Origin of the sequence: Streptomyces halobius, assembly GCF_023277745.1 — a bacterium.
In the GTDB taxonomy this organism is placed as follows: domain Bacteria; phylum Actinomycetota; class Actinomycetes; order Streptomycetales; family Streptomycetaceae; genus Streptomyces; species Streptomyces halobius.
The window spans coordinates 7,102,306-7,115,435 of record NZ_CP086322.1; the positions used below are offsets into that span (position 1 = coordinate 7,102,306).

The window sequence follows — 13,130 nt, forward strand, 5'->3', positions numbered from 1 at the left end:
GTGGGGCGGCGTTTTGGGCACGGGCAGCGGTCTTTGGCCGGTGCGGTGCCATCCGGTTACTGTCTGGCCTCGCACCAGCTGCCGGTCACCGACCGCCCTCCCGGCGGCAGGGACCGCACAGGGAAAAGGAGTGCGGCTCTCGTGGCGTCCCATCGCCGTACCTCGCAGCCCGGCCAGACCACGTTCACCGGTGTCACCGTCCTGTCGGCCGCGCTGGCGACCGCGACCGCGGCGCTCTCCGCGCCTCCGGCGTCCGCCGAGCCCCCCGGGCAGCCCGCGGCCTCCGACGCGCCGACCGCGCGTCTCGACACGCTCTACGAGCAGGCGGAGCGGGCCACCGAGAAGTTCAACGGCGCCGACGAGCGGGCCAGGGCACTGCGGCATGAGGTGGCACACCTCCGGGACCGCACCGCCCGCGCCCAGGAACGGGTCAACCGGATGCGCGGCCGGCTCGGCGCGCTGGCCGCCGCCCAGTACCGCAGCGGCGGCATCTCCCCCACCGTCCGGCTGCTGCTCTCCGAGCGGCCGGAGAGCTACCTGGAGAAGGCCGCCGCCCTCGACCGGCTCGACCGCACCTACGGCGGGGAGCTGCGGGACCTCCGGGCGGCGCAGTGGGAGCTGGACGAGTGGCGCCGGGAGACCGCCGAGAAGCTGGGGGACCTGGCGGTCAGCCGCAAGGCCGTGGCACGCCACAAGAAGAACGTCCAGCGCAAGCTCGCCACCGCGCAGCGGCTGCTCAACGCGCTCCCCAGGGACGCCAGGACGGCCTACGACCGGGCCTCCAGGGGCCTCGACCGGGACGAGGCCCTCCCGGACCTCTCCGACGTCGTACCCCCCTCCGGGCGGGCCGCCGCGGCCGTCGCCGCGGCCCGTGCCGCCGTCGGCGCCCCGTACGCCTGGGGCAGCAGCGGGCCCGCGGCCTTCGACTGCTCCGGACTCACCCAATGGGCCTACGGCCAGGCCGGCATCTCCCTCCCGCGCAGCTCACAAGCCCAGCGCGCGGCCGGCCGGCCGGTGCCGCTCGACCAGGCGCAACCCGGTGACCTGGTCATCTACCGGTCGGACGGCAGCCACGTCGGGATGTATGTCGGCAACGGGCAGATCGTGCACGCGCCCTACCCGGGGGCGCGGGTGCGCTACGACCCGATCGGCATGATGCCGATCGCGGGCGTGACCCGGCCCTAGAGGCCCAACGGAGTCCTGGCCAGAGGAGTGATACCGAAGCTCCGCCATGGCCGAATCCGTCTCCATGACCGAATCCGTCCGCCTCGCAGCCGCGCGCACCTGACGGCTCCCCGACCGGCCCGCGCCCGTACGACGGGACCCCGGACCCGCTCATCCAGCCGCATCCCAGCGTTTTTGCCCCGCCCGCACCGCACATACGATCGGCCGCATGTCGGATCAGCGGGCGGGACGGCGATCTCCGTCGCGAACCGGGGCGGCCGTCGCCGTCCCGCTCTTCGCGCTGCTCGCCCCGCTCGCCGCCTGTGCGCCCGAGCCGTCGGCCTCCCGCTACCCGGACGTGCAGCGGATGCTCGACGCCCGTGCGCGGGCCGTCCAGGAACGGGACGCCGCCGGCTTCCTCGACTCCGTCGACCCGCGGGCCGCCGGTTACCGCGACCGGCAGCGGCAGGTCTTCGGCCGGCTCGCCGCCCTGCCGCTCACCGACTGGCACTACGACCTCGTCTCGGCCGGCGCCTTCCCGCTCCCGGACGGCGGTCGCGGTGGCCGGCGGCTGGCCGCGGAGGTGCGGCTGAGCTACCGCCTGAAGGGCTATGACACCGCGCCGGTCACCGCCGTCCAGTACCTCACGCTGACGGAGCGGGACGGCCGCTGGCGGATCTCGTCGGACACCGACGGCGCGGCGGCGGGCAAGGCCGGCACCCGCCAACTGTGGGACCAGGGCCCGGTGCGGCTGGTGCGCGGCCGGTACAGCCTGGTCCTCGGCGGCACGGCGGACCCGGCGCGGCTGCGGGAGCTCGCGCGCCGGGTGGACGCCGCGGTGCCCGCGGTCTCCGCCGCCTGGAAGGGGAAGTGGTCGCGGAAGGTGGTCGTGGAGGTGCCGGACTCCGTGGCGCGGATGGCGCAGCTGCTGGGCGGCGACGATCCTTCCGGCTATGCGGGGATCGCGGCGGTGACGGCCGGCGAGGCGGGTGGCTCCCCAGGGGGTCCGGCCGCCGCGCCGGCGGACCGGGTGATCATCAACCCGGACGCGTACGAGGAGCTCAACGAACTCGGCCGCACGGTCGTGCTCACCCATGAGACCACCCATGTCGCCACCCGTACGGTCACCACCCCGGCCACCCCGCTGTGGCTCTCCGAGGGCTTCGCGGACTGGGCGGCCTACCGGGGCACGCACCATGAGCCCGCCACCGCCGCCCCCGAACTCACCCGCGCGGTCGCGACCGGCCGCTCGCCCGCCCGGCTGCCGAGCGACGCGGACTTCGGCTTCACGACCGGCGCGGACCGGCTGGCGCGGGCGTACGAGGGCGGCTGGCTGGCCTGCCGGATGATCGCCGACAAGTGGGGCGAGGCTCGGCTGCGCGCCTTCTACCGGGCCGCGGGGAAGGGCGGGGGCGGGACGTCGGCCGGGATGGTGGTGGCGCCGATGGAGGCGGTGCGGCCGACCGCGACGGGACTGCCCAAGGCGGCGGCCACGACGGGTTCCGGAGCGGGTGACGACCACGGCCGGCCGGTCCGGGCCAACCCGGTCGACCGGGCGATGCGGACCCAACTCGGCGTCGGACTGGCGGAGTTCACGCGTCAGTGGCGGGTTTATGTGCAGGAGCAGCTGAAGGGCGGGAGGGAGGCGCTGAAGTGAGCGCCGCCTCCGCCGGGCCGCGCTGAGCGATGACCGCGTCCCGCTCGGTGCCGCCACCGCGCCCGCTCGTGTTCCCCGGCCTCCCCGCGCCCGTCGCCGCCCACAGCCGCCGGCAGGCGATCAGTGACGCGGCGACCAGCAGGCCGTTGCGGAGCGCGAGCAGCGCGACGCCCCGCAGATCGCTCGCCACGACATGCGTGAACGAGACCGGGAATTCCAGCAGCGTCACCCCCGTCGCGAGCAGCACGAGTACCGTCGGCAGCGCTTGCCGGCTGGCGCGTACGGTCATGCAGACCCCCGCGAGACCCACCAGCCAGAGCATGTACTGCGGGCTGATGACCCGGCTGGTGGTGGTGAACAGCAGGGTGGCGGTGAAGGCGGCATCGCAGAGCGTCGCGGCGCCGAACTCCCGGGCGCGCAGCCGCCACAGCAGCAGCCAGCCCAGGGCCGTGAGGGACAGCGCGAGCGCGAGGGCGCTGACCAATGGGACCCCCGGACCGAGGAATTCCACCGAGCCGTAGTTCAGCAGTACTTCGCCGCTCCACCCGAAGTGCCGGGCGATATGGAAGACCAGCGCGCCGAGCGACTCGATCTCCGTGCCGCGGTCGCGCTGGAAGGTGACGAAGGCGAGCGCGCCGGGCGCGACGGCCACGAAGAACACGGTCAGCCCGGCGGCGGTGCCCGTCGCGCTCAGCCACAGGGCGCGCGCCCGTCGACGGCGTGGCGAGGGACACGCCGCCCCGCACAGCAGCAGCACGGGCCACACCTTCAGCAGCGCACCGAACGCCACCAGCGCGCCCGCCACGCGGGGCCTGCGGGCGGCTGCGAAGAGCGCCGCGACGGCGACGGCGGTGACCATCAGGTCGTAACGGGCATACGCGGTCGGGCCGAGCAGCGCGACGCCCACGATCCACACCCAGGCCCCGAGCGGCCGGTTGCCGGGCCTTCGGCCGGCGCGCAGGAAGAGCGCCAGGCCCGCCGCGTCCACGACGAGGACCAGGGTGAAGAACGCCGGCGTGTAGTCGAGGAACGGCAACAGCCCGGGGCCGAGGACGGGGAGCGCGGCGGCCGGCGGATACTGCCAGGTCACATCGTCCAGCGGGAAGGTGCCGGTCTTCAGGATCTCGTACCAGCCCTGATAGATCACCGAGATATCGCTGGTGACGTCGGGTCCCGGAAGGACCAGCACCTTGGTGACGCACAGCAGCAGGACGGCGCGGGTCGCCGCCCAGACCACCACCGGGAGGTGCACCCGGCGCGGGCCGTCACCGGCGCCGGCGCTGCTGCTGACCGTCTGATGGCTCACTGGACCTGCCTGACTCCGTCGCTGGTGGCTGCTCACGACCGTAGGGGAGGCGCGACCGGGAAAAGGCCCGGCCGCTCCGCCCCCGGGCCCGGAGCCCGTCCTCCCGGCCCGGGGCCGGTACCCTCGGCCGGGACCCTGCGCACACCGCCCGCCGCCCGACCGTCGAGAGACCAGCGTGCACAAAACTCTGATCGTCACCAACGACTTTCCGCCACGGCCCGGCGGCATCCAGGCATTTCTGCACAGCATGGCGCTCCGCCTGGACCCCACCCAGGTCGTCGTCTACGCCTCGACCTGGAAGCGGAGCGCGGAAGGCATCGACGCCACCGCCGCGTTCGACGCCGAGCAGCCGTTCCCCGTGATCCGGGACCGTACGACGATGCTGCTGCCCACCCCCCGGGTGACCCGGCGCGCCACCGCGCTGCTGCGCGAACACGGCTGCTCCTCCGTCTGGTTCGGCGCCGCCGCCCCGCTCGGCCTGATGGCGCCCGCGCTCCGCTCGGCCGGGGCGCGCCGCATCGTGGCGACCACGCACGGCCACGAAGCGGGCTGGGCGCAGCTGCCGGCCGCCCGCCGGCTGCTGCGCCGGATCGGCGAGGGCACCGACACCCTCACCTACCTCGGCGAGTACACCCGCGCACGGATCGCCGGGGTGCTCACCCCGCAGGCCGCCGCGCGGATGGTGCAACTCCCGCCCGGCGTCGACGAGAAGACCTTCCACCCCGGTTCCGGCGGCGACGCCGTACGGGCCGCACTCGGCCTCGCCGACCGCCCGGTGGTGGTGTGCGTCTCCCGCCTCGTGCCGCGCAAGGGCCAGGACACCCTCATCGAGGCGATGCCCGCCGTCGTGTCCGCGGTGCCCGACGCCGTGCTGCTGATCGTCGGCGGCGGCCCGTACGAGAAGGAGCTGCGCGCCCTGGCCGAGGCGAAGGGCGTCGGGGAGTCGGTGCGCTTCACCGGCGCCGTGCCCTGGGACGAGCTGCCCGCCCACTTCGGCGCGGGCGATGTCTTCGCGATGCCCTGCCGCACCCGCCGCGGCGGGCTGGACGTCGAGGGCCTGGGCATCGTCTACCTGGAGGCGTCGGCCACGGGACTCCCGGTGGTCGCGGGGGACTCCGGGGGCGCGCCGGACGCGGTCCTGGACGGCGAGACGGGGTGGGTGGTGCCGGGCGGTTCCCCCACGGCCGCCGCCGAGCGCGTCATCACTCTGCTCAAGGACCCGGCCCTGCGCCGCCGGATGGGCGAGCGCGGCCGGATATGGGTGGAGGAGAAGTGGCGCTGGGACCTGCTGGCGGAGCGGCTCAAGGAGCTGCTGTAGGGGTTCCCTGAGGGAAGGCGCCGGGGAAGGACGCCGAGGGGAAGGCGTCGCCGCGGCAAAAAAAGCTCCGCCATCGCGGTGCGCGGCCACGACGGCGGACCCCGGGTGAGCCGGACCGGCCGGCTCACCCGCGGCTAGGCGCGATAGATGGCCTCGATCTCCTCCGCGAAGTCCTTCGCCACCACATTGCGCTTGAGCTTCAGCGACGGCGTGACATGCCCGGACTCCTCGGTGAACTGGGTCGGCAGGATACGGAACTTGCGCACCGACTCGGCCTTCGAGACCGCGGCGTTGCCGTCGTCGATCGCGCGCTGGACGGCGGCCAGCAGCTCCGGGTCGTCGGCGAGTTCGGCGGGGGTCACCGTCGCCGGGTGGTCGTGCTCCTCGGCCCAGCGCGGCAGGAACTCCTCGTCCAGGGTGACCAGCGCGCCGATGAACGGCCGGGCATCGCCGACGACCATGCACTCGGCGATCAGCGCATGCGCCCGGATGCGGTCCTCGATCACCGCCGGGGCGACGTTCTTGCCGCCCGCCGTGACCAGGATTTCCTTCTTGCGGCCGGTGATGGCGAGGTAGCCGTCCTCGTCCAGGGTGCCGAGGTCTCCGGTGTGGAACCAGCCGTCGGAGAGCGCTTCCTTGGTCGCCTGCTCGTTGTTCCAGTACTCCGTGAACAGATGCTCGCCGTGCAGCAGCACCTCGCCGTCGTCGGCGATCCGGACGACCGAGCCGGGCAGCGGCTGGCCCACGGTGCCGATCTTCTGCCGGTCCCAGGGGTTGAAGGCGGTGGCCGCGCAGGACTCCGTCAGGCCGTAGCCCTCCAGGACGGTGAAGCCGATGCCGCGGTAGAAGTGGCCCAGCCGCTCACCGAGCGGGGCGCCGCCGGAGATGGCGTGCGCGGCACGGCCGCCGAGGACCGACCGCAGCTTGCCGTAGACCAGCCGGTCGAAGACCTTGTACTTCAACTTCAGGCCGAGGGACGGACCTTCGGGGGTGTCCAGCGCGCGGCTGTACGCGATGGCGGTGTCCGCCGCCTTGTCGAAGATCTTGCCCTTGCCCTCGGCCTGCGCCTTGGCGCGCGCCGAGTTGTAGACCTTCTCGAAGACCCGGGGCACGCCCAGGATCATCGTCGGCCGGAAGGAGGCGAGGTCGTCGGTGAGGTGCTTGATGTCCGGTGCGTGGCCCAGCTTGATGGGCGCCAGCACCGAAGCGACCTGCACCAGCCGGCCGAAGACATGCGCGACGGGGAGGAAGAGCAGCACAGAGGCCTCACCGGTACGGAACAGCGGCCGCAGGCGCTCGACGGTGTTGCCGCACTCGGCGAAGAAGCTGCGGTGGCTGAGCACACAACCCTTGGGACGGCCGGTGGTGCCGGAGGTGTAGACGATGGTGGCGGGCGCGTCCGCGTCGGCGAGGGCGCTGCGCTCGTCCACCTCGTCGTCGGTGATGCCGTCGCCCGCGGCCCGCAGCCGGGCGAGGGCGTCCCGCTCGATCTGCCAGACGTTCACCAGCGTGGGCAGCCGGTCGCGGACCGACTCGACGGCCGCCTCGTGCGCGGGGGTCTCCACCAGGCACGCCACCGCGCCGGAGTCGCCGAGGATCCACTGGATCTGCTCGGCGGAGCTGGTCTCGTAGACCGGGACGGTGATCCCGCCGGCGCTCCAGATGGCGAAGTCCAGCAGCGTCCACTCGTAGCGGGTGCGCGACATCAGGCCGACCCGGTCACCGGGCTGGACGCCCGCGGCCATCAGCCCCTTGGCCGCGGCGCGGACCTCGGCGAGGAACTCGGTGGCGGTGACGTCCTGCCACACGCCGTCCACCTTGCGGCCCATGACCGCGACATCAGGGTGCTGCGCGGCATTTCGGCGGATCAGATCCGTCAGGTTGCCGTCCGCGGGGACCTCGTACAGGGCCGGAAGGCTGAACTCGCGCAAGACTGCTGCTCCTCATAGGCGCCGGCGCCACGACGCTGTGTGCACACCGGTTGCGGTCCATGATCATGCGGGGGGATCGGACTGCCCGGACGTTACCCACCGGTATTGCTGTGGGGATAGGGGGTCACGCCCAGATGTTTGATGCGTCACACACTTGGAGACACGCCAGGCGACTGCTCCGCGCACACTAGTCCAGACCGCCGGTGACCGGGAAGTAACCGCAGGTCCAGGGCCCTCCCGACCGCGGCCCGCGGGATCTAGGGTGGTGCCATGCGTGTGCATGTGGTCAGTGACGTCCATGGGAACAGCCGGGACCTGGCGCGCGCCGGAACCGGCGCCGACGCCCTGGTCTGCCTCGGTGACCTGGTGCTCTTCCTCGATTACCACGATCACTCGCGCGGTATCTTCCCCGACCTCTTCGGCGTCGCGCACACCGACACCCTGGTCGAACTGCGCACCGCCGGCCGCTACGAGGAGGCCCGCGCACTGGGCAGCCGGCTGTGGGGCGAGCTGACCTGGGACGGCGTCAGCCGGGAGTCACTCATCGAAGGCGCGGTCCGCAGGCAGTACGCGGAACTGTTCGCCGCCTTCCCCACGCCCACGTACGCCACCTACGGCAATGTCGACATACCGCACCTGTGGCCGGAGTACGCCGGACCCGGCACCACGGTCCTGGACGGGCAGCGGTTGGAGATCGGCGGCCGGGTCTTCGGGTTCGTCGGCGGCGGACTGGCCACGCCGATGAGGACCCCCTACGAGATCGGCGACGAGGAGTACGCCGCCAAGATCGAGGCGGTCGGCGAGGTCGACGTGCTGTGCACCCACATCCCGCCGGACGTCCCCGAACTCTGCTACGACACCGTCGCCCGCCGCTTCGAGCGCGGCAGCGCGGCGCTGCTGCACGCCATCCGCCGCACCCGGCCCCGCTACGCGCTCTTCGGACACGTCCACCAGCCGCTCGCCCGCCGGATCCGGATGGGGAGCACGGAATGCGTCAATGTCGGGCACTTCAGCGCGACCGGGACGCCGTACGTCCTGCAGTGGTAGGGCCTGTCCGGCGGGTCAGGGCCGGAAAGGCCGCGGCGTCCGGCACGGCGCGTCGCAAGGCGCCGGAGGGTCCTGACAGCGGAGCTATCAGGACGTTTCGGCAACGCCGCGAGGTGCCGTGCCGGACGCCCCGGGCCCGGCCCTGACCCACCGGACAGGCCCTACGGCCGGCGCGGCACGGGACGGCGGCCTTCGCCGTCGGCGACGGGCCGGTGGCCGAGAGCCGACGGGCCCGTCGGCCAGGGCCTGCTGGTGTCCGTCGGCCGTTGCCCGCGCGGTAGCCTTCAGCAGCAGAGACAGCAGAATGACGCGAGTCGGCGGACCGGCATGAATCGGCATGGAGGAGTCACGGCGATGGCCGAACACACCAGCTCTAGCATCACGATCGAGGCGGCGCCCGCCGCGGTGATGGGAGTGATCGCCGACTTCGACCGCTACCCGGAGTGGACCGGCGAGGTCAAAGAGGCCGAGGTGCTCGCCAAGGACGACCGCGGCCGCGCGGAACAGGTCCGGCTGCTGCTGGACGCCGGCGCGATCAAGGACGACCACACGCTCGCCTACACCTGGACCGGCGAGAACGAGGTCAGCTGGTCGCTGGTCAGGTCGCAGATGCTGCGCGCCCTCGACGGCTCCTACCGCCTCGCCGCGGTCAAGGGCGGGACGAGTACCGAGGTGACCTACCAGCTCACCGTCGACGTCAAGATCCCGATGCTCGGGATGATCAAGCGCAAGGCGGAGAAGGTCATCATCGACCGGGCGCTGGCCGGGCTGAAGAAGCGCGTCGAGGGCGGCGGCACCACGGGCGGGACCGTTCCCGCGCCGGCGGACGGGACCGAGCCAGCGGACACCGCCGACCCCGCCAAGAAGCTCTGAGCGTGCGCACCCTCCTCGTCACGGGCCCCGGCGGCGCGGGCCGCACCACGCTCGCCGCCGCGACCGCTCTGGCCGGTGCCCGGCGGGGAGCGCGGGTACTGCTGCTCACCACCGAGAGCGACGCTCCGGAAACGGTGCTGTGCTCCGGGCGCCTCGCCACCGACGCGCCCACCCCGGTCGTCCCCGGCCTGCACGCCCGCCGGATCGACCCCGCCGACCGCTTCCGCCAGGAATTCCTCGCCTTCCAGGAGCGCGCCGGCGCCGCCTTCGACCTGCTCGGCGCGGCCCCCCTCGAAGGGGACGAACTCACCGAACTCCCCGGCTCCGAAGCCTTCGCGCTGCTGCACGCGCTGCGCACCGAACACGCCTCGGACGCCTGGGACTTGGTCGTCGTCGACACCCCGCCGGCCGCCGAAACGATCCGGTTGCTCGCGCTGCCCGCCCAGGTCCGCCGCTATCTGCGCCGCCTGCTGCCGCCCGAACGCCAGGCCGCCCGCGCGCTGCGCCCGGTCCTCGCCCAGCTCGCCGGCGTCCCCATGCCGGCCCAGAAGCTCTACGAGGCCGCAGAGCGCTGGGAGAGCGAACTCGCCGCCGTCCAGCGGGTGATCGACGACCCCGGCACATCCGTACGCCTCGTCACGGAGGCGGGCCCGGTCGCCGCCGCCAACCTGCGCACCCTCCGCGCCGGACTCGCGCTGCACGGCCGCCGTACCGACGCCGTCCTCGTCAACCGGCTGCTGCCCACCGGCTCGGCCGACCCCTTCCTCGCCGCACTCTCCGGCAGCCAGCAGACCGCCCTCAAAGCGCTCCGCGGGGAATTCCCCGACCTCCCCGTCCACGAAGTACCGCACCTGGGCCGCGACCCCCAGGGCGTCGAGGAGCTCGACGAGCTGATCGACGGGCCCACCAGCGGCATCGGCGACACCGAACCCGCCGACGCCGCGCACCCCGACCCCTGGACCGTCGAGGACCGCCTCGCCACCGACGGCATCCTCGTCTGGCGCGTGCCGCTGCCCGGCGCCGACCGCGACGCCCTCGGCCTGGTACGTCGCGGCGACGAGATCGTCGTCACCGCCGGCCGCTTCCGGCGGATCCGTACGCTCCCGTCCGCGCTGCGCCGCTGCGCCGTCTCCGGAGCAGGGCTGCGGGACGGCGTCCTGGACATCCGTTTCACCCCCGATCCCGCGCTGTGGCCCGGGACTCCGCCGGGGGACCGGTCCGGAGATCCGCCGGGGAACCGCCCCGGGAGTGCGTGAACGCCATACCGCCGTTCGGGTAACGTCAGAAGTGAGTTCCGCCGCGGAGCGCCGGTCCCGCGTACCCTCCCGGCCCACGCCGCCCCGCACCAGCCAGTCACCGCACCGCCCCGCCGTACCCGCGCCGCAGGAGTCCACGGAGATCATCATGAGCGATGCCACCGAGCGTCCCGCCGACCACACGGCCGATGTCGATGCCGACGCCTGGGAGACGGCGTGCGCCGAGGACCTCGCCGCGCTCAAGGCCCGCCGCCGTACCGAGAACGGACCGCAGCCCGGCAGCGCCGCCGAGGAGCTGCGCAAGCTCGCCGAGGCCGTGACCGACAAGCTCGGCGGGATCCAGCTGCCCGGCGCGCTCGGCGGCCCCGCCGCCCAGGGCGCCGTCAACCAGCTGTTCCGGCAGGCCAAGGCCGCCGTCGAGCCGGTCATCGAGCGCAACCCCGATGTCTTCGACCACCTCGCCGCGGCCGGCTCCGAACTCCTCGCCGCCTACCGCTCGGCCGTCGAGAGCAGCGAGCGCCGCTGGACCCGCGAGTCCACCGGCGACCGGCCCGGCGACGCCCCCGGCACGGCTCGCGGCGACGATCCGCGCGACGACGACGGCCCGACCGGCACCGAGCGCATCGATCTCGACTGAACCCGCCTCCGGTACGGTGGGTCCCGGCGGGGTTCGAGCGAAAACTGAGGGACACATGGGACTCACCATCGGCGTCGACATCGGCGGCACGAAGATCGCGGCCGGCGTGGTCGACGAAGAGGGCTCGATCCTTGAGACGTGCAAGGTGCCGACCCCGCAGACCACCGATGCGCTGACCGAGGCCATCGCGGACGCCGTCCGCACGGTAGGGGCCGACCACCAGATCGAGGCGGTGGGCATCGGAGCCGCCGGCTATGTCGACGAGAAGAGGGCCACGGTCCTCTTCGCACCCAACATCGACTGGCGCCACGAACCGCTCAAGGACAAGGTCGAGCAGCGCGTCGGCCTCCCCGTCGTCGTCGAGAACGACGCCAACGCCGCCGCCTGGGGCGAGTACAAGTTCGGCGCCGGCCAGGGCCACAGCGACGTCATCTGCATCACCCTCGGCACGGGCCTGGGCGGCGGCATCGTCATCGGCAACAAGCTGCGCCGCGGCCGGTTCGGCGTCGCCGCCGAGTTCGGCCACATCCGGGTCGTCCCCGACGGCCTGCTCTGCGGCTGCGGCAGCCAGGGCTGCTGGGAGCAGTACGCCTCCGGCCGCGCTCTGCTGCGCTACGCCCGCCAGCGCGCCTCCGCCACACCCGAAGCCGCCACGGTGCTGCTCGCCCTCGGCGACGGCACCCCCGACGGCGTCCAGGGCAAGCACATCAGCGAGGCCGCCCGCCAGGGCGACCCGGTCGCCATCGACTCCTTCCGCGAACTGGCCCGCTGGGCCGGCGCCGGCCTGGCCGACCTGGCCTCGCTCTTCGACCCCTCCGCCTTCATCGTCGGCGGCGGCGTCTCGGACGAGGGCGAACTGGTCCTCGACCCGATCCGCAAGTCCTTCCGCCGCTGGCTCGTCGGCAGCCAGTGGCGCCCGCACGCCCAGGTACTGGCCGCCCAACTGGGCGGCGAGGCGGGGCTGGTGGGGGCGGCCGACCTGGCCCGCCAGGGTTGACGAACGCCCCTTTGCGCCCAAACCGGCGCCGCTCCCGCGGACGTGGTTGAGCGCTGTTGGGATTGCTCAATTGACGGTTGCGGGTAGTCGCTGCATAGATCTTTCAGCGCCCGTCGCGTCCCCCGAGGATGCGACGGGCGCTGTTGCTGTTGTCCTAACCTGGCCCTCCGACCATCCCGGCGAGAGGATCCGTCCTTTGACCTCGCTCCCCAACTCCCGCACCGAAGACGACGGTTCGGCCGTCATCCGGGTGCTCAGCTACAACATCCGCTCGCTGCGGGACGACCGGGCGGCGCTCGTCCGGGTCATCCGGGCCTGCGCCCCCGATCTCGTGCTGATCCAGGAGGCGCCGCGGTTCTTCCGCTGGCGCAAGGCCGCCGAGCGGCTGGCCCGCCGGAGCGGGCTGGTGTATGTCACCGGCGGCGGCACCACCGCCGGCCCGATGATCCTCTCCACCCTGCGGGTCCATGTGGAGCGTACGGAGGACGTGCTGCTGCCCCGCACCCCCGGCCTCCACCAGCGCGGTTTCGCGACCGCCGTGGTCCGGATCGGCCGGGCCCGGCTCGGTGTGCTCAGCTGCCACCTCAGCCTCGCCGACGAGGAGCGCTATACGCAGGCCGGGCTGCTCCTGGACCGGCTGGTGCGGCTGGACGTCCCGTATGCCGTCGCGGCGGGCGACCTCAACGACCCGCCGGACGGCCGCAGCTTCCAGCGGCTGGCGGGCGCGCTGACCGACGGCTGGGTGGCGAAGCCATGGGGCGGCGAGTTCACCTCCACGCCCCACGAGCCACATCAGCGGATCGACGCGGTGTTCACGACGCCGGGTGTGGAGGTGCTCGGCTGCGGTGTGCCCCAGGGGCTGCTCGGCGTGCGCGAGGCGGATCTCAAGGCCGCCACGGACCATCTGCCGGTGCTGGCGGCACTGCGGGTGCCGGCCGGCTGAC

At 73.3% G+C, this 13,130-nt stretch carries 11 protein-coding genes; 9 read left to right on the plus strand and 2 right to left on the minus strand.

Annotated elements, in window-relative coordinates; genetic code table 11:
• Positions 1-141: 141 nt before the first annotated feature.
• Positions 142-1,185: a C40 family peptidase gene (locus K9S39_RS32240; protein ID WP_248866857.1), complete on the plus strand. Its 1,044-nt coding sequence runs from the start codon at positions 142-144 to the stop codon at positions 1,183-1,185.
• 208 nt (positions 1,186-1,393) lie between these two features.
• Positions 1,394-2,821, plus strand: a complete 1,428-nt coding sequence (locus K9S39_RS32245; RefSeq protein WP_248866858.1) for a hypothetical protein — start codon at positions 1,394-1,396, stop codon at positions 2,819-2,821.
• Here the strand turns inward: K9S39_RS32245 and K9S39_RS32250 are convergent.
• Complete coding sequence (locus K9S39_RS32250; protein WP_406708049.1) at positions 2,757-4,127, minus strand: glycosyltransferase 87 family protein; 1,371 nt, start codon at positions 4,125-4,127, stop codon at positions 2,757-2,759. The genes K9S39_RS32245 and K9S39_RS32250 overlap by 65 nt on opposite strands.
• A 175-nt stretch (positions 4,128-4,302) precedes the next feature.
• Between K9S39_RS32250 and K9S39_RS32255 the strand changes: the two genes are divergently transcribed.
• Positions 4,303-5,445, plus strand: coding sequence for a glycosyltransferase family 4 protein (locus K9S39_RS32255; RefSeq protein WP_248866859.1), 1,143 nt, complete (start codon positions 4,303-4,305; stop codon positions 5,443-5,445).
• Between the two features lie 134 nt (positions 5,446-5,579).
• On the opposite strand, the gene K9S39_RS32260 is transcribed toward K9S39_RS32255, so the two are convergent.
• The gene (locus tag K9S39_RS32260) at positions 5,580-7,376 is read right to left on the minus strand and encodes an AMP-dependent synthetase/ligase (protein ID WP_248866860.1); all 1,797 of its coding nucleotides are present in this window, start codon (positions 7,374-7,376) and stop codon (positions 5,580-5,582) included.
• Positions 7,377-7,646: 270 nt separating this feature from the next.
• Between K9S39_RS32260 and K9S39_RS32265 the strand changes: the two genes are divergently transcribed.
• The 6 genes from K9S39_RS32265 to K9S39_RS32290 all read left to right on the plus strand — a co-directional run bounded on the left by K9S39_RS32265 (position 7,647) and on the right by K9S39_RS32290 (position 13,129).
• On the plus strand, positions 7,647-8,423 hold the full coding sequence (locus K9S39_RS32265; RefSeq protein WP_248866861.1) for a metallophosphoesterase family protein: 777 nt from the start codon (positions 7,647-7,649) through the stop codon (positions 8,421-8,423).
• A gap of 354 nt (positions 8,424-8,777) precedes the next feature.
• Positions 8,778-9,296: an SRPBCC family protein gene (locus K9S39_RS32270; protein WP_248866862.1), complete on the plus strand. Its 519-nt coding sequence runs from the start codon at positions 8,778-8,780 to the stop codon at positions 9,294-9,296.
• Positions 9,297-9,298: 2 nt separating this feature from the next.
• The gene (locus tag K9S39_RS32275) at positions 9,299-10,552 is read left to right on the plus strand and encodes an ArsA family ATPase (protein WP_248866863.1); all 1,254 of its coding nucleotides are present in this window, start codon (positions 9,299-9,301) and stop codon (positions 10,550-10,552) included.
• Between the two features lie 148 nt (positions 10,553-10,700).
• Positions 10,701-11,189, plus strand: a complete 489-nt coding sequence (locus K9S39_RS32280) for a DUF5304 domain-containing protein (RefSeq protein ID WP_248866864.1) — start codon at positions 10,701-10,703, stop codon at positions 11,187-11,189.
• Positions 11,190-11,244: 55 nt separating this feature from the next.
• On the plus strand, positions 11,245-12,186 hold the full coding sequence (locus K9S39_RS32285) for an ROK family glucokinase (RefSeq protein WP_248866865.1): 942 nt from the start codon (positions 11,245-11,247) through the stop codon (positions 12,184-12,186).
• A gap of 196 nt (positions 12,187-12,382) precedes the next feature.
• Complete coding sequence (locus K9S39_RS32290; protein ID WP_248866866.1) at positions 12,383-13,129, plus strand: endonuclease/exonuclease/phosphatase family protein; 747 nt, start codon at positions 12,383-12,385, stop codon at positions 13,127-13,129.
• Position 13,130 lies beyond the last annotated feature (1 nt).